A 16,790-nucleotide genomic window follows, 5' to 3' on the forward strand; every position below is an offset into this window, starting at 1 on the left:
AGGTTTCTAGATCCCGACCGTCGCGCGGAACACCGTCGACGGTTCGTCGGCCACCAGCCGCACGGGCCCTTCCCCGGCTGCGATCCAGGCCGCGGCGCCCTTGTTCAGGGTCAGCTCGCCGCCGGCGGAATGCACCTGCACGCGGCCCTGCGTGCCCAGCAGAATCTGCGGGCCGGCATGCCCGTTGGGTACCTCGACCTCGCCGCCCAATCGATCGCCGTCGATCCGCAGGATCGAGACCGCGAATTCCGAAGCGGGGGTGTCGAAAACTTCCTCGACGCCACCATCGGTCGGCCGCGGATGGACCGGCCGGCCGTCCGTCGGGGTGAAATCGAGCACCCGGAGCAGTTCGGGCACGTCCACGTGCTTGGGCGTCAGACCACCGCGTAACACGTTGTCGGAGTTGGCCATCACCTCGAACCCCAGGCCGTGCAGATAGGCGTGCAGGTTGCCTGCCGGCATGTAGATACCCTCCCCGGCGACCAGGCTGATGCGGTTCAGGAGCATGGCCGCCAGCACCCCGGCATCACCCGGGTAGCGCTCGCCGAGTTCCAGTACGGTCTTGACTTCGGTCGCGAACTCGGTTGCCCCGGAACGGATGTAGTTCACCGCACCGTCGAGCACGGCAGGCACCAGCACGTCGAGATCAGGCTGCGGCAACGTGATCCAGGTGGTGAACACGGCCCGCAGCCCAGCCGCGTCCGACTGGCCGGCCAGCAGATTGATGTAGGGATCGAGATCGGACACCGCCAGCGCCCTCATCAATTCGACGGTGCGCACCACGGGCCGGAAGCCGGCGAGCGCCTCGAACGGGCCGAGGGCCACGATCAACTCGGGCTTGTGGCTGCGGTCCCGATAATTGCGGTTGCGCGCATTGACGGCAATGCCCTGGCGCTCTTCACTGTTGAAGCCCTCGGCGGCCTGCTCGGCACTCGGGTGCGCCTGCAGCGACAACGGCTCGTCAGCGGCCAGCACCTTCGCCAGGAACGGCAGCACCTCACCGAACCGGGCGCAGACCTCGGGCCCCAACTCACCGTCGGGATCGGCCCGGATGACCTCGAGCAGCGACGCCTCCCCCTGGGGCGTCTCCACGCGCGCCGGGTCGCCGGGGTGCGCACCCAGCCACAGTTCGGCCTCGGGATGCGCTGTCGGACTGGGCCTTCCGGCGAAATCGGCCAGGGCGGTACGCGACCCCCAGGCGTAGTTCCTGACGGCGCCTCGTAACAGATGCACTTTGTCTAACCTCGAACCAGTTTCAGGTACACGGCCGTCATCTCCAGCCGTACCGCCAGCATCGCGATCTGTTGTTCCAAACTGCTACCCGGTACCTGTAGCCCCGCATCCGGCACGTCGTCCGCGCTGAGCACGTCAACGTCACCACCGAGGGCGTCCATCCGGGCGATCACGCCGGGGCGGTCCTCATCGGCACACAGCACCACGGTGCGGACCCGGGCCGGCACGGGCCCGTCGATCTCGGGGTCGTGGAAAAGTGCGTCTTCGTAAGACATTTCGACGGTCTGCCGGCCGAGCCCACCGTGCAAGGCCACCAGGGCGTCGGACCCGCCGGTCGCAGTCACGAGTTGATGGGCCACGCGCAGCAGCACCGTCGCAGCGTGGCGGACCAGAGCCAGCATGGCCGCGCCCTCACCGGCGAGCACCACCTGCCGGCCCGACATCCGCTCGGCGAGGTTCTTGGCCGGGTTGGTGAAAAGCTCGCGCGCCGCGCTGTTGCGCAGGGCTTCCGCATCCAGCTCGTCCGCCAGGGCGTTCAGGTCGATGCGCAGTGCCGGGTCGACGACCATCATCGTGGCGAGCCCCGCGGCCAGATAGCGGGTGAGACCGAAGTCGTCGGGCACCCCCAGCCGCGGCGGCAGCACCACCGCGCGGCCGGCCGCGGCATCCCGCAACGGACCAACGCCCGGCGCCACCACAATCACCCGCGCACCGCGGCGCACCCCGGTCGCGACCGCGGCCACCAGCGCCGGGTCGGCCGGGTCGTCACCGGCCACCACCACGACATCCAGCGCGCCGATCCACGGCGGCACGTCCGGGGTGACCACGAGCGGGATCGCCGACGTCGCCCCCAGCGCCGCGGCCAGCACAGTGCCCGCCGCACCGGACGCTCCGGATGCACCGCGCCCGCACACCCAGGTGACGGTGCGCGGACGTTGATCGGAACGCAGCTCGTCGAGTTCGCCTTCGGTGAGCGCCGCGGCGACCGCGCGGGTCTGTGCGCCGGCCATCGACGCCGCCCGCAGCAGGCCGTCGCGGTCGGCCGCGATCAGACCGTCGACGTCGTCGAGGTCCAGGGTCGCCGGGGCGGCACTCATGGGGTCGACGCCCTGATCTGCGCCGCGATGTGTTCGACGATCTGGTCGACTTCCCCGCGAGTACGCGATTCGACGTTGAGCCGCAACAGCGGCTCGGTGTTGGAGGTGCGCAGGTTGAACCAGCGCCCGCCACCGAGGTCGACGGTCACGCCGTCGAGTTCGTCGGTCGAGGCGATCTCGCTGCCGTACGACGCGATGACCGCCTGCACGCACGCCGGGGCGTCGGCGACGGTGAAGTTGATCTCGCCCGACGCCTCGTACCGCTGGTACTTGGCCATCAGCTCGGACAGCGGACGATCCTGCTCCCCGAGTGCAGCCAGGACGTGCAGCGCGGCGAGCATGCCGGAGTCGGCACCCCAGAAATCGCGGAAGTAGTAGTGCGCCGAATGCTCACCGCCGAAGATCGCGTTGGTTTCGGCCATCAGTGCCTTGATGTACGAGTGGCCGACGCGCGAGCGCACCGCCGTGCCGCCGCGCTCGGCGATCAGCTCGGGCACCGCGCGCGAGGTGATCAGGTTGTGGATGACGGTCGCGCCGGACTCACGGGCCAGCTCGCGATCGGCGACCAGCGCCGTCACGGCCGAGGGCGATATCGGCTCACCCTTCTCGTCGACCACGAAGCAGCGGTCGGCGTCGCCGTCGAAGGCCAGGCCGATGTCCGCACCGTTCGCGACGACATGCTTCTGCAGATCCACCAGGTTGGCCGGATCCAGCGGGTTGGCCTCGTGGTTGGGGAACGTGCCGTCCAGCTCGAAGTACAACGGCAGCAAGGTGATCGACTCGACCGAGCCCAGCACGGCCGGGGTGGTGTGCCCGCCCATCCCGTTTCCGGCGTCGACCGAGACCCGCAGCGGGCGCAGCGCCGACACGTCGACCAGCGAACGCAGGAAGGCGCCGTATTCGTCGAGGACGTCGCGCTCCTCGACCGTGCCGGCGGCGCCGTCATACCCGGGCACGCCGTCCGTGACCTCATGAGCGACGGTGGCCAAACCTGTTTCACTGCCGACGGGCTTCGCACCGGCGCGGCACAACTTGATGCCGTTGTAGGCGGCCGGGTTATGGCTCGCCGTGAACATGGCGCCCGGGCAATCCAGCAGGCCCGAGGCGAAGTAGAGCTGATCGGTGGACGCCAGCCCGATCCGGACCACGTCCAGACCCTGCGCGGTGACCCCGCCCGCGAACGCCGTGGCCAATGACGGTGAGCTGGGCCGCATGTCGTAGCCGATCGCCACCCGGGTGGCGCCCTCAGCGCGCATCAACCGGGCAAATGCCCCGCCGACGTCGGCGACGAACGACTCGTCGATCTCCTCGCCGACCAGCCCGCGTACGTCATATGCCTTGATGACGCGCTGTACAGAAGCAGCAGGCCGAGACATAGCCCTCCCGATCTCATCGTTCGCAGACCACTGCGTGCCGGGCCTGTTGGAGTCAGCCTATCGGCTGACTCTTCTGCCCGGGGACGGTCGGTGGGGTTCCGGCAGGAGTTGTGCCGCTAACCCTCAGGCGGGTCGGGCAACACCCGCAGATGTCCGCGCCGACGCCCGTTCTGCTGCGTGCGTGGGACCGGCGGTGCCATGACCGCGCCGCCGTGGGCTCCGGCGTGGCCGCCGGGTAACGGATCGGTGAATCCTGTTGGGATGCCTCCGCGAGACGGCGAATCGCGGCCTTCGCGCACCGCGTCGGCGAGTGCGACGAGGTCGTCGTCGTCAGAGGGCGTGGGCAGCGGACCGGCATGGCGGACCAGCTCCCACCCGCGGGGCGCGGTGATGCGGGTCGCGTGCGATACGCACAGGTCCCACGAATGCGGCTCCGACGCGGTGGCCAACGGACCTACGACTGCCGTGGAATCCGAGTAGACAAACGTCAGCGTCGCCACGGCGTAGTGCGGGCAACCTGGCCGGCAGCAGCGACGGGGAACATTCACTCGGCGAGATTATCGCGCCGCCGACGCGCCCACCGCCGGACACGCGCGTCACGAGCACGTCGATCTCCAACCGTTACTATCGGCCGATGGCCCACTCGCGTGTGCGCCGCCGTCGCGGCATGCGCGGCCCGCTCCTCCCCCCGACCGTTCCCGGATGGCGCAGTCGCGCCGAGCGATTCGACATGGCGGTGCTGGAGGCGTACGAACCGATCGAACGCCGCTGGAGCAATCGGGTGTCCGGACTCGATGTCGCGGTCGACGAGATCCCGCGGATCTCCCCCAAGGATCCGGATGCGATCCAGTGGCCGCCCGAAGTGATCGCCGACGGGCCGGTGGCGCTGGCGCGGCTCATCCCGGCCGGGGTGGATATCCGGGGTAATTCGACACGGGCGCGAATTCTTTTGTTCCGCAAGCCCATTGAGCGGAGGGCGAAGGACTCCGTTGACCTCGCCGACCTGCTGCACGAAATTCTGGTGGCGCAGGTAGCCACCTATCTCGGCGTTGAGCCGTCGGTTATCGACCCGACCATCCTGGACGACTAGGCCGGATCCGACGGCGGCGCGTCAGATGACGCCGCGTTTGATCCGCCGGCGCTCACGCTCCGACAGACCGCCCCAGATGCCGAAGCGCTCGTCGTGCGCCAAGGCGTACTCGAGGCACGCGTCGCGCACCTCGCAGCCCAGGCAGATGCGCTTGGCTTCCCGGGTCGAGCCACCCTTCTCGGGGAAGAACGCCTCAGGGTCGGTTTGCGCGCACAGGGCACGCTCCTGCCACTGGTCTTCCATGAGCTCGGGCTCGGTGTCGATGTGCTCGGGCACCAGACTCAGCTGCGGCCGTCCGGCGACGACGTGCTGGACAGGCCCGGTGTTCGTGTGCGGTGCGGTCCCAATAGAGCCGAGCATCCGCCCGTCGAATGGAACGACATGATCGAAATCTGCGTGTTCGTAAGACATTTGCCGCCTCCTCCCCTGCTTTACGTAGTTCTCATATACGGAGTCCAACTACTTGCCCTGCGTGCCGTGAGTGGCGACCAATATTCGAACAAACGGTCGAAACTCGGTCTGCTGCACCGGAACCGGTAAACAAACCGGGAATGACACTGGTGTGATTACACACGGGTTAGCTGCCACGGTCAAGCGGATGAAGCGCATTTCCTACCATCTTGTGACCTGATTACGGCGCGTCGTTACCGCGGCGTGTCGCGATAGTGACCAATAACACGCTGTTACACAACGCAGTTGGCCATCTCGGTTGCAGATACGCCTGTTACTCAAGTGAATCTTGAGGTTTAAAGTTTGCTGCGCGCCAAATTGGGTCCCGGGCGCGTCATTTCACCCGGGCGCCATCGCCTAGGGTGAGTCGACGTGAAGGTGACGGTTCTGGTCGGTGGCGTCGGCGGCGCCCGTTTTCTGCTCGGCGTCCAGAAGCTGCTGGGGTTGGGGCAATTCGCCGACCCCGGCATGAACTCCTCGACCCCCTCCCCCCATGAACTCACCGCGATCGTCAACGTCGGTGATGACGCCTGGATGTACGGCGTCCGCATCTGCCCCGACCTGGACACCTGCATGTACACCCTCGGCGGTGGCATCGATCCCGAGCGCGGCTGGGGCCACCGCGACGAGACCTGGCACGCCAAGGAAGAGCTGGCCGCGTACGGCGTGCAGCCGGACTGGTTCGGACTCGGCGACCGCGACCTGGCCACCCACCTGGTGCGCAGCCAGATGCTGCGGGCCGGTTATCCGCTGTCCCAGGTGACCGAGGCGTTGTGCGACCGCTGGCAGCCCGGGGCGCGGCTGCTGCCCGCCAGCGACGACCGCAGTGAAACGCACGTGGTCGTAACCGATCCCGTATCCGGCAATCAGCGCGCCATCCACTTCCAGGAATGGTGGGTTCGCTACCGCGCGCAGATCCCCACCCACAGTTTCGCGTTCATCGGCACCGAGAAGGCAAAAGCCGCACCCGGAGTCGCCGACGCCATCGCGGGCGCCGACGTGGTGTTGCTGGCGCCCTCCAATCCGGTCGTCAGCATCGGCGCGATCCTCGCCGTGCCGGGTCTGCGCAGCGCGCTGCGGTCCACCCCGGCGCCGGTGATCGGATACTCCCCGATCGTGGCCGGAAAGCCGTTGCGCGGGATGGCCGATGACTGTCTCAAGGTGATCGGTGTCGACAGCACCTCGGAAGCCGTGGGCGCGCACTACGGCGCTCGCAGCGGGACCGGCATCCTGGACGGCTGGCTGATCGACGCCGGGGACCACGCCGAGATCGAGGGTGTCAACGTCGAAGCCGTGCCGCTGCTGATGACCGACCCCACCGCCACGGCCGAGATGGTCCGCGCCGGACTGCAACTGGCCGGGATCTCGTTGTGACAGAGCATGGGGCCGCGGCCGCCATCGAAATCCTTCCGGTGCCAGGGCTTCCCGAGTTCCGTCCCGGTGACGACGTGGCCGCCGCCATCGCCACAGCCGCCCCCTGGCTGCGGGATGACGACGTGCTCGTGGTCACCAGCAAGGTGCTCTCCAAATCCGAAGGCCGGATCGTCGCGGCGCCGACCGATCCCGACGAACGGGACGCGCTGCGGCGCAGGCTGATCGACGACGAGGCCGTGCGCGTGTTGGCCCGCAAGGGCCGCACCCTGATCACCGAGAACGCCATCGGACTGGTCCAGGCCGCCGCGGGTGTGGACGGATCCAATGTCAGCACAACCGAATTGGCCCTGCTGCCGGTCGATCCCGACGGCAGCGCGGCCCGGTTGCGCGCCGGCCTGGCCGAGCGGCTCGGCGTGCGCGTCGCCGTCGTCATCACCGACACCATGGGCCGGGCCTGGCGCAACGGTCAGATCGATGCCGCCATCGGCGCGGCCGGCCTGGCTGTACTGCACGGGTATTCGGGCGTCCAGGACACCCACGGCAATGAACTGCTGGTGACGGAGGTCGCCATCGCCGACGAGATCGCGGCCGCCGCCGATCTGGTCAAGGGCAAGCTGACCGGCATCCCGGTCGCCGTGGTGCGTGGCCTGTCACCGCGCGACGACGGTTCGAACGGCCGGACCCTGGTGCGCGCCGGTCAGGAGGACCTGTTCTGGCTGGGCACCGAGGAAGCACTGGCATTGGGCCGCAGGCAGGCTCAGCTGATGCGCCGTTCGGTGCGTACCTTCAGCGCCGAGCCGGTGGCACCGGAACTCATCGAGGAATCCGTCGCCGAGGCCCTCACGGCGCCCGCGCCGCACCACACGCGCCCGGTCCGCTTCGTCTGGGTGCAGAACCACGACACACGAATCCGGTTGCTGGACCGCATGAAAGACAAGTGGCGCACCGACCTCACCTCCGATGGTCGCCCGGCCGACTCCGTCGACCGGCGTGTCGGCCGCGGTCAAATCCTCTACGACGCAACGGAACTCGTCATCCCGTTCCTGGTACCCGACGGCGCGCACAGCTATCCGGACGTGGCCCGCACCGACGCCGAGCACACCATGTTCACCGTCGCGGTGGGCGCGGCGGTGCAGGGGCTACTGGTCGCCCTGGCGGCCCGCGATGTCGGAAGCTGCTGGATCGGTTCGACGATCTTCGCCGCCGACATCGTGCGCGCCGAGCTCGACCTGCCGGCCGACTGGGAACCGTTGGGCGCCATCGCCATCGGCCACCACCTCGAGACCGCCGAACCACGTCAGCCGCGGCAGCCGGTGGCGACGCACGAGCTGCTGGTCCGCCGATGAGCGACTCTCTGCATGCCTCGGTGGTCGAGGCGCTACGGAACTGGCCGGCGCCCGACGCCGATCAGGACAGCCTGCGGCACGCCGTCGCGGCATTCGTCGCAGCCCGCCCCGACGCCTGCCGGCGCGCGTGCGAGCCCGGGCACATCACCGCGTCGGCGCTCGTGCTCGACCACACCCGGACCAGGGCCCTGCTCACCCTGCACCCGCGCTTGGGCCGCTGGGTGCAACTCGGCGGCCACTGCGAAGACGTCGACACCGACATCCGGGCCGCCGCGCTGCGCGAGGCCACCGAGGAATCCGGCATCACCGGACTGCGGATCGCGCAGGCACCTGCCGCGCTGCACGTCCACGCCCTGACATGCTCACTGGGCGTGCCGACCCGGCACCTCGACGTGCAATATCTGGCTGTCGCGCCGGAGCACGCCGAAATCCATTGCAGCGACGAATCCCTGGATCTGCGTTGGTGGCCGCTGGACGCCCTGCCGGGCCCGGACCCTGGTCTGGAACGGCTCGCGCGGGCCGCTCAGACGTCCGTCGAGTAACGAATTCCGCCGTCCGGGATGGTGACCCCCGGCCACACCCGCGCGCCGCGCAGCAGCTCGCAGCGGGCGCCGATGTTGGCACCGTCGCCGATCACGCCGTCGCGGATCAGCGCACGCGGGCCGATCCGGGCGCCGAACCCCACGATGGACCGCTCGATCACCGACCCGGCCTCGATCTTCACGCCGTCGAAGATCACCGCGCCGTCCAGCCGGGCACCGGCACCGATCTCGGCGCCGCGGCCCACCACGGTCCCGCCGATCAACAGTGCGCCGGGCGCCACCGCAGCGCCCTCGTGCACCAGGCTCTCGCCGCGGTGCCCGTCAAGCACCGGCGACGGCGCGATACCGCGCACCAGATCCGCTGAGCCGCGGACGAAGTCGTCGGGGGTACCCATGTCGCGCCAGTAGGTGGCATCGACGTAACCGCACACCTTGAAGCCGTCGGAGAGCAGCTTCGGGAACACCTCGCGTTCGACCGACACCTCACGGCCGGTGGGGATCTCGTCGATCACCGCACGCTGGAACAGGTAGCAGCCCGCGTTGATCTGATCGGTCGGCGGGTCCTGGGTCTTCTCCAGGAACGCCGTCACCACACCCTCGGAATCGGTTGGCACACAACCGAACGCCCGCGGGTCACTCACCCGCACCAGATGCAGCGTGACATCGGCCTGTCGCTCCAGGTGGCTGGCCAGCATCGCGCCGAGGTCCAGACCGGAGAGCACGTCGCCGTTGAACACCATGGCGGTCGGGTGGCGCAGCTTGGGCGCCACGTTGGCGATACCGCCACCGGTGCCCCGGGCCTCGTCCTCCACGACGTATTCGATCTCCAGGCCCAGCTTGGAACCGTCGCCGAATTCCTGCTCGAACACCTCGGCCTTGTACGAAGTGCCCAGCACCACATGGCGGATGCCCGCAGCCGCGATCCTGGCAAGCAGGTGCGCCAGGAACGGCACACCCGCGGTCGGGAGCATCGGCTTCGGCGCCGACAGGGTCAGCGGCCGCAGCCGCGTGCCCTGCCCACCCACCAGGATGACCGCGTCGACGTCAACCGGATTCACCGCGGCCGCATTCAGCTCGGGATCACTCAACTCGCGTCCTTTCAGCATGACTCAACGTCGTCGCAGGTAGCCTAGTTTGCCCGACGGCGCTTACGCCTGGAATTGCCCACCACCGCGCGCTCACGCGCGGTCAGGGCCGACTTGATGGTCCACCGCAGCGGGGCCTGCCACCAGTGTGGATGCCGGTCCGCGAGGAAGGTGTAGGTACTGCGGTGGTGCGCGGCCAGATTCCGGGCCGGGTCGCGCCCGGTGGAATGCCCCTTGTCGTGCAGGATTTCGGCGGCCGGCACGTACACGTTCTGCCAGCCCGCGCGCCCCAGCCGGTCACCGAGGTCGACGTCCTCCATGTACATGAAGTAGTTTTCGTCGAACCCGCCGATCTGCCGGAACGCCTTGGTGCGCAACAACAAACACGAACCGGACAGCCAACCGACCGCACGTTCGCTGGGCTCCAGCCGGTCTTGGCGGTAGGCCGCCGTCCATGGATTGGACTTCCAGAACGGGCCCACCACCGCGTGCATGCCGCCGCGGATCAGGCTCGGCTGATGCCGCGCCGACGGATAGACCGAACCATCGGGGTCGCGGATCAGCGGCCCCACCGAACCCGCGGCCGGCCAGCGCGCCGCACCGGCGAACAGCTCGTCGATACTGTGCGGGCCCCACTGCACGTCCGGGTTGACCACCACGAAGAACTCCTGGTCGACGACGCTGTCCGGCGTGTCGAGGTAGGCCGCCACCGCGCGGTTGACCGCGGTGCCGTAGCCGAGGTTGCCGCCCGTGCGGAACAGCTCGACGTCGGCATATCGCTCCAGGGCCGCCTCGGGCGCGCCGTCGGTCGATCCGTTGTCGGCCATCACCACCAGCAGCCGGCGCTCGGTGGCGTGCGCCAATGTCTTCAGGAAACGGTCCAGATGCGGGCCAGGTGAATAGGTCACCGTCACCACGAGCAGCGGGCGGTCCGGCACAGGTGATCTGTCGGACTGCGTCCTTGGCGGTCCGGAAGGCTGCTCGATCACGGGCTAGAGGTTAGCGGGCCGACGGCCGTAGCCGCACCAGGGTGTGACCCGCCGAACCCCGGGCTACCGGCCTCAGCAACCGCTCGCCAGTAGCCTGTCCTGGTGCCAGGTCGACTGTTCCGCATCCTCGCCGTCATGACGACGGTGCTCGTGGTGGTGGGCACCGGCATGGCCTGGAGCAGCCTGCGTTCGCTGGAATCTGGCATCAACCGCATCAGCACCGCGGCCCTCGGCGGCGGTGGCGACGACGGTGCCGTCGACATCCTCCTGGTGGGCATGGACAGCCGCACCGACGCGCACGGAAACCCCTTGTCAGAGGAGGAACTCGCTACGCTGCGGGCCGGCGACGACGTGTCCACCAACACCGACACCATCATCCTGGTACGCATCCCCAACAACGGGCGCTCGGCCACCGCCATCTCCATCCCGCGCGACTCCTATGTACAGGCGCCGGGGCTGGGCAAGACCAAGATCAACGGCGTCTTCGGGCAGGTGAAGCTCGAGAAGATGAAGGAACTCGTCGAACAGCAGGGCGAGGATGCCGCCACCGCGGAACCCAAAGCCGTCGAGGCCGGACGCGAGGCACTGATCAAAACCGTGGCAAAACTCACAGGCGTCACGGTCGATCACTACGCCGAAGTCGGGTTGCTGGGATTCGCCTTGATCACCGACGCCCTCGGCGGTGTCAACGTGTGTCTGAAGAATGCCGTCGACGAACCGTTGTCGGGAGCCAACTTCCCGGCCGGCTGGCAGAAGCTGGGCGGCGCGCAGGCACTCAGCTTCGTGCGCCAGCGCCATGATCTGCCCCGCGGCGACCTGGACCGGGTGACGCGCCAGCAGGTGTTCATGGCGTCGCTGGCGCACGACATCATCTCCGGGCAGACCCTGTCCAGCCCCAGCACCCTGAGCCGGCTGCGGCAGGCCGTACAGCGGTCCGTCGTGCTGTCCGACGGTTGGGACATCATGGATTTCGTCCAGCAGATGCAGAAGCTCGCGGGGGGCAACGTCGCGTTCGCCACCATCCCGGTGCTGGCCGAGGACGGCTGGAGCGACGACGGCACCCAGAGCGTCGTGCGGGTCGACCCCGACCAGGTGCAGCAGTGGGTGGCCGGCCTGCTCCAGGACCAGGCCGATGGCAAGACCGAGAAGCTGGCCTACACACCGGGCAACACCACCGTCGACGTGGTCAACGACAGTGACATCAACGGACTGGCCGCCGCGGTGTCGGAGGTCCTCACCGGAAAGGGCTTCGTCGCAGGCAAAGTCGGCAACAACGAGGCCGACCACGTGACCTCGAGCCAAATCCAGGCCGCGAAGGCGGACGACCTCGGAGCGCGCGCCATTGCCGAGCAACTGGGCAATCTGCCCGTCGTGGAGAACGCCTCGGTGCCCAGCGGCGCGGTGCGCGTGGTGCTTTCGCACGACTACGCCGGCCCCGGCTCCGGTCTGGAGGGCGGAAGCCACACCGTGACTCAATCCGCTTCCGACACCACCGATTCCGGCTCCAGCGCCCCGGTGGCGCCGTCCCCCATCATCACCGCGGGGACGTCCGATCCGAAGTGCGTCGACTGACGTGACCAACCTCTCCAGCGCACTCCTGGACCCGCTGCTGCGCGCCGACCCGGCCGGGCCGCGCATCACGTACTACGACGACGCCACCGGCGAACGCATCGAGGTGTCGGCGGTGACGCTGGGCAACTGGGCCGCCAAGACCGCCAACCTGCTGCGTGACGAACTCGGTGCCGGCCCGGGCAGCCGGGTCGCAGTGCTGCTGCCCGCGCACTGGCAGACCGCGGGCGTGTTGTTCGGCATCTGGTACATCGGCGCGGAAGTGGTTATCGGACAACCACTTCCGACGGAGTGTGACGTGGCGCTGTGCACCGCCGACCTGATTGACGCGGCCGACGAGACCGGCGCCGCCGAGGTCGTCGTGCTGTCCCTCGACCCGTTCGGCAAGCCCGTCCCCGACCTGCCGATCGGCGTCACCGACTACGCGACATCCGTGCGCGTGCACGGCGATCAGATCGTGCCCGAACGCACGCCCGGTCCGGCGCTGGCCGGCCGTGCTGTCGACGACGTCCTCGCCGAGGCCCGGAGCACGGCCGCGGCAAAGGGATTCACCGCCGACACCCGCCTCCTGTCGACGGCCCCGTGGGGTACCGCCGACGAACTCGTGGCCAATCTGCTGGCGGTGTTCGCCGGCGGCGCGTCCCTGGTGCAGGTGGCCCACCCCGACGCGGGCACCCTGGATCGGCGCCGCGCGACGGAGAAGGTCACTGCCGACCTGTAGCGCCTGACGTCAGCGCAGCAGGGCGCGGGACATCACGACCCGCTGAATTTGGTTGGTGCCCTCGTAGATCTGGGTGATCTTCGCGTCGCGCATCATGCGCTCCACCGGGAAGTCGACGGTGTAGCCGGCGCCACCGAACAGCTGCACGGCGTTGGTGGTCACCTCCATCGCCACGTCCGAGGCGAAACACTTCGACGCCGCGGAAATGAAGCCCAGGTTGGGCTCACCACGCTCGGCGCGGGCGGCGGCGTTGTAGACCATCAGGCGCGCCGCCTCGGTCTTCATCGCCATGTCCGCGATCATGAACTCGACACCCTGGAACTGGCTGATCGACTTGCCGAACTGCTTACGGTCCTTGGTGTACGCGATCGCCGCGTCGAGGGCACCCTGGGCCACCCCGACGGCCTGCGCCCCGATGGTCGGGCGGGTGTGATCCAGCGTCGCCAGTGCAGTCTTGAAGCCGGTGCCGGGCTCACCGATCATGCGGTCGCCGGGGATGCGGCAGTTCTCGAAATACAGCTCGACGGTCGGGCTGCCCTTGATGCCGAGCTTGCGTTCCTTCGGGCCGATGGTGAAGCCCTCATCGTCGATGTGCACCATGAACGCCGAGATACCGTTGGCGCCCTTGTCGGGATCGGTCACGGCCATGACGGTGTACCAGGTGGACGCGCCGCCGTTGGTGATCCACGCCTTGGCGCCGTTGAGGACCCAGTCGTCGCCGTCGGCCTTGGCGCGGGTGCGCATGGCCGCGGCGTCGCTGCCGGCCTCGCGCTCGGACAACGCGTACGACGCCAGCTTGCCGTCGACCAGGTCCGGCAGCACCTTGCGCTTGAGCTCGTCGGACCCGTTCAGGATCAGACCCATGGTGCCGAGCTTGTTGACCGCGGGGATCAGCGACGCCGAGACGTCGACCCGGGCGACTTCCTCGATGACGATGCACGCGGCGACCGAGTCCGCGCCCTGGCCGCCGAACGCCTCGGGCACGTGGACGGCGTTGAAGCCCGACGCGGTCAGCGCGTCACTGGCCTCCTGGGGGAACCGGGCCTGCTCGTCGACCTCGGCGGCGTAAGGAGCAATCTCCTTCTCGGCCAGGGCGCGGATCGCGGCCCGGAGCTCCTGATGCTCTTCCGGCAGCTGAAACAGATCGAATGACGGGTTACCGATAGACATTGACGGCTCCTTGCCTGCCCATTTGGCGAGATGCGGGTTGCTACTCGCCGGTAACTTTACCGCCCCTGACCCGATACCTTCTGCAGACCACGGACCAGCTCGCGGTAAGTGCGGTGATAGACGCTGCGCAGCGTCTCACTGCGGCGCAGGACGTCGACGGCCGTCACCGGACCGAGCAACAGCACCGGATGCCCGGCGAAAACCGAGGTGGTGTGCTGGATCCGAGCCGAACGGTGCGCTGCCGACTCCAGTTCGGCCTGGTAGTAGTCGCAGTACTCCGGCTGGGTGAAGAACACCTTGTTGAACCCGATCGCGAACGGGGCCAGGCCGGCTCCGTCATCGAGGTACTTGAGCGTGCCCACCGCGACGCCGGGCCAGAACTCGTTGAAGACGTCGTCGGCGATGACGATGCCGCCGTCTGCCAGCGTGGCCTCGGCCAGCTGCATGTCGCTGTAGACGATCTCCTCGGTGTGCCCACCGTCGACGCTGAAGAACCGGATGGGCCCACCCGCCTCCTCCAGCAGCACCTCGGGTGCCAGCTTGGTGGAGTCGCCCTGGTGAATCACCACGCCGTCCATCGACGACCACACGTCGACGTTGCTGGTGAACTTCGCCAGGTCACCGGCACCGGAGCCGTCGATGTTGAGGTCCTGGTCGCCGAAAATGTCGATGGCAACCGACTTTTCGTCATCCCGCTGCAACAGGTTCAGACCGATGAACAGCTTGCCGTGGTGCACGCCGATCTCGGCGACGGCGCCGCCGACGGACCTGGCCCGCTGGGCCTCATCCAGGGCACCGGCGACCAGGAGCACCTCCGGCTCCATGAATCCCGTGACGAACTTGTGGCCGACGCTGCGGTACCGCGCGAATGAAGATTTCATCGATGGTGAGCTTACTTGCCCAGCAACCGATTCCGTAGCGCCTCGTCCTTGGCGAGCACCATCTGCTCCAGGTCCTCCTGGAAGCGCTGCATCCGGGCACGCAAACCGGCATCGGCCGACCCCAGGATGCGTACCGCCAGCAGGCCCGCATTGCGCGCGCCACCGATCGACACCGTGGCCACCGGGACGCCGGCGGGCATCTGCACGATCGACAGCAACGAGTCCATGCCGTCGAGGCGGGCCAACGGCACCGGTACGCCGATCACCGGCAGCGGGGTGGCCGACGCGACCATCCCGGGCAGGTGCGCCGCGCCACCGGCGCCGGCGATGATCACCTCGACGCCCCGGTCCGCGGCGGTCTTGGCGTAGTCGAGCATGCGCTGCGGGGTGCGGTGCGCCGACACCACGCCGACCTCGAACGGCACCTCGAACTCGGCAAGCGCGGTGGCCGCATCCTCCATCACCGACCAGTCGCTGTCACTGCCCATGATCAAGCCGACCCGAGGGCCGGCCTTCTGGCCTGCGTGCTCACTCATGTGCACTCCATCCGTCCGTCCACTCGCCATGCGACAACCAATGCGCGGCCCGCGTGGCCCGCTCGCGTACCTCCGCCACGTACGCCTCGTCGTCGAGCGAGCCACCCGGCGCGCCGACGATGTTGACGTGGCCGATCTTGCGGCCGGGCCGCTCCCCCTTGCCGTACAGGTGCACCCGGGCCTCGGGCAGCCGGCCGAACAGGTGATGCAACCGCTCGTCCATGCTCATCTGCGGCGGGGTCGGCGCGCCCAGCACGTTGGCCATCACCGTCACCGGCGCCAGCGGCGTGGTCGCGCCCAGCGGATAATCCAGCACCGCACGCAGGTGCTGCTCGAACTGGCTGGTCGTCGCGCCGTCCATGGTCCAGTGCCCGGAGTTGTGCGGCCGCATGGCCAGCTCGTTCACCAGGAGCGCACCGTCGACCGTCTCGAAGAGCTCGACCGCAAGCACTCCGACGACACCGAGTTCGTCCGCGATCCGCAGGGCCAGCTGTTCGGCCGACGTGGCGACCTCCGCGTCCAGCTGCGGTGCCGGCGCGATCACCTCGACGCAGATGCCGTCCTCCTGCACGGTGTGCACCACCGGCCACGCCGCGCCCTGCCCGAACGGCGAACGCGCCACCAGCGCGGCCAGCTCGCGGCGCATGGCGACCTTCTCCTCGACCAGCACGGCGACCCCGCCAGCCAGATAGCCCTCGGCGGCGGCGCGGGCCTGTGTGACGTCATCGGTCAAGGTGACGCCCTTGCCGTCATAGCCGCCGCGGCTCGCCTTCACGACGAGGCCGACGCCGGTCCCAGAGCCGATTTCGCCGGCGAGCTCGTCGATGGCATCGAGATCGGCGACCGTCGCCATCTCCCGGTAGCGCGGCACCGGCGCGCCGAGTTCGGCCAGCCGCCGGCGCATCACCAATTTGTCCTGTGCGTGCACCAGCGCCGACGGCGGCGGGGCCACATTGACCCCGTCCGCGACGAGGGTCTGCAGCAGTTCCGTGGGCACGTGCTCATGGTCGAACGTCAGCACCGTCGCTCCGGCCGCCACCCGGCGCAGCGCATCGAGGTCGGTGTGCGAACCCAGCACCACCGCCGGGCTCACCTGGGCTGCGGGCTCGTCGGCCGCGACAGCCAGCACCCGCAGGGTCTGGCCGAGCGCGATGGCCGCCTGGTGCGTCATGCGGGCCAACTGGCCGCCACCGATCATTGCCACGACGGGGGGTTGCGTCACGGCGCCTAGTTTGTCACGCACCAAAGGTGTCCCCCGAATCTGCCTACGCCGGCTAGCTACCAGCCACTACCTGCACGGGTACGCGAAATGCACCGACTATCCGTAAACT

At 68.7% G+C, this 16,790-nt stretch carries 17 protein-coding genes; 6 read left to right on the top strand and 11 right to left on the bottom strand.

Annotated features, from left to right (window positions below; all coding sequences use genetic code 11):
- Window positions 1–6: 6 nt before the first annotated feature.
- From manA to ACX12F_RS21025, 4 genes are all read right to left on the bottom strand, one after another.
- Entirely contained in the window at window positions 7–1,233 is a 1,227-nt protein-coding gene (gene manA, locus ACX12F_RS21010) for a mannose-6-phosphate isomerase, class I (protein ID WP_459366277.1), read from the bottom strand.
- Between the two features lie 5 nt (window positions 1,234–1,238).
- Window positions 1,239–2,330, bottom strand: coding sequence for a TobH protein (locus ACX12F_RS21015; RefSeq protein WP_459366278.1), 1,092 nt, complete (start codon window positions 2,328–2,330; stop codon window positions 1,239–1,241).
- A complete protein-coding gene (locus tag ACX12F_RS21020) occupies window positions 2,327–3,706 on the bottom strand; it encodes a phosphomannomutase/phosphoglucomutase (protein ID WP_459366279.1) in 1,380 nt (459 codons plus the stop codon). The genes ACX12F_RS21015 and ACX12F_RS21020 overlap by 4 nt, the downstream gene beginning before the upstream one ends.
- A gap of 116 nt (window positions 3,707–3,822) precedes the next feature.
- Window positions 3,823–4,254: a DUF3499 domain-containing protein gene (locus tag ACX12F_RS21025; RefSeq protein WP_459366280.1), complete on the bottom strand. Its 432-nt coding sequence runs from the start codon at window positions 4,252–4,254 to the stop codon at window positions 3,823–3,825.
- A 119-nt stretch (window positions 4,255–4,373) separates the two neighbouring features.
- Here ACX12F_RS21025 and ACX12F_RS21030 point away from each other — a divergent pair, with 119 nt between their 5' ends.
- A complete protein-coding gene (locus ACX12F_RS21030) occupies window positions 4,374–4,796 on the top strand; it encodes a metallopeptidase family protein (RefSeq protein WP_138231813.1) in 423 nt (140 codons plus the stop codon).
- Between the two features lie 21 nt (window positions 4,797–4,817).
- On the opposite strand, the gene ACX12F_RS21035 is transcribed toward ACX12F_RS21030, so the two are convergent.
- Window positions 4,818–5,039: a WhiB family transcriptional regulator gene (locus ACX12F_RS21035; RefSeq protein WP_459370443.1), complete on the bottom strand. Its 222-nt coding sequence runs from the start codon at window positions 5,037–5,039 to the stop codon at window positions 4,818–4,820.
- Window positions 5,040–5,618: 579 nt separating this feature from the next.
- Here ACX12F_RS21035 and cofD point away from each other — a divergent pair.
- The 3 genes from cofD to ACX12F_RS21050 are packed head-to-tail and all read left to right on the top strand — an operon-like array spanning window position 5,619 to window position 8,508.
- Window positions 5,619–6,620 (top strand): 2-phospho-L-lactate transferase, encoded by a 1,002-nt coding sequence (gene cofD / locus ACX12F_RS21040; protein ID WP_459366281.1) that lies wholly within the window; start codon window positions 5,619–5,621, stop codon window positions 6,618–6,620.
- Window positions 6,617–7,966: a coenzyme F420-0:L-glutamate ligase gene (locus tag ACX12F_RS21045; protein ID WP_459366282.1), complete on the top strand. Its 1,350-nt coding sequence runs from the start codon at window positions 6,617–6,619 to the stop codon at window positions 7,964–7,966. The genes cofD and ACX12F_RS21045 overlap by 4 nt, the downstream gene beginning before the upstream one ends.
- Window positions 7,963–8,508, top strand: a complete 546-nt coding sequence (locus ACX12F_RS21050; protein WP_459366283.1) for an NUDIX hydrolase — start codon at window positions 7,963–7,965, stop codon at window positions 8,506–8,508. Before ACX12F_RS21045 ends, ACX12F_RS21050 begins: the two co-directional genes overlap by 4 nt.
- Here the strand turns inward: ACX12F_RS21050 and manB are convergent.
- The gene (gene manB, locus ACX12F_RS21055) at window positions 8,490–9,566 is read right to left on the bottom strand and encodes a mannose-1-phosphate guanylyltransferase ManB (RefSeq protein WP_459370444.1); all 1,077 of its coding nucleotides are present in this window, start codon (window positions 9,564–9,566) and stop codon (window positions 8,490–8,492) included. The genes ACX12F_RS21050 and manB overlap by 19 nt on opposite strands.
- A gap of 71 nt (window positions 9,567–9,637) precedes the next feature.
- On the bottom strand, window positions 9,638–10,531 hold the full coding sequence (locus ACX12F_RS21060) for a glycosyltransferase family 2 protein (protein ID WP_459370445.1): 894 nt from the start codon (window positions 10,529–10,531) through the stop codon (window positions 9,638–9,640).
- Window positions 10,532–10,717: 186 nt separating this feature from the next.
- Here ACX12F_RS21060 and ACX12F_RS21065 point away from each other — a divergent pair, with 186 nt between their 5' ends.
- Both ACX12F_RS21065 and ACX12F_RS21070 read left to right on the top strand, forming a co-directional pair.
- A complete protein-coding gene (locus ACX12F_RS21065) occupies window positions 10,718–12,154 on the top strand; it encodes an LCP family protein (RefSeq protein ID WP_459370446.1) in 1,437 nt (478 codons plus the stop codon).
- A 1-nt stretch (window position 12,155) separates the two neighbouring features.
- Complete coding sequence (locus ACX12F_RS21070) at window positions 12,156–12,872, top strand: TIGR03089 family protein (RefSeq protein ID WP_459366284.1); 717 nt, start codon at window positions 12,156–12,158, stop codon at window positions 12,870–12,872.
- Window positions 12,873–12,881: 9 nt separating this feature from the next.
- Here ACX12F_RS21070 and ACX12F_RS21075 read toward each other — a convergent pair whose 3' ends face one another.
- The 4 genes from ACX12F_RS21075 to ACX12F_RS21090 are packed head-to-tail and all read right to left on the bottom strand — an operon-like array spanning window position 12,882 to window position 16,657.
- Window positions 12,882–14,042, bottom strand: coding sequence for an acyl-CoA dehydrogenase (locus tag ACX12F_RS21075; protein WP_459366285.1), 1,161 nt, complete (start codon window positions 14,040–14,042; stop codon window positions 12,882–12,884).
- Window positions 14,043–14,098: 56 nt separating this feature from the next.
- Window positions 14,099–14,923, bottom strand: a complete 825-nt coding sequence (locus ACX12F_RS21080) for a class I SAM-dependent methyltransferase (RefSeq protein WP_459366286.1) — start codon at window positions 14,921–14,923, stop codon at window positions 14,099–14,101.
- An 11-nt stretch (window positions 14,924–14,934) separates the two neighbouring features.
- On the bottom strand, window positions 14,935–15,459 hold the full coding sequence (gene purE, locus ACX12F_RS21085; RefSeq protein ID WP_459366287.1) for a 5-(carboxyamino)imidazole ribonucleotide mutase: 525 nt from the start codon (window positions 15,457–15,459) through the stop codon (window positions 14,935–14,937).
- A complete protein-coding gene (locus tag ACX12F_RS21090) occupies window positions 15,452–16,657 on the bottom strand; it encodes a 5-(carboxyamino)imidazole ribonucleotide synthase (RefSeq protein ID WP_459370447.1) in 1,206 nt (401 codons plus the stop codon). Before ACX12F_RS21090 ends, purE begins: the two co-directional genes overlap by 8 nt.
- Window positions 16,658–16,790: the final 133 nt, after the last annotated feature.

This window comes from Mycolicibacterium sp. HS_4_1, assembly GCF_054515875.1.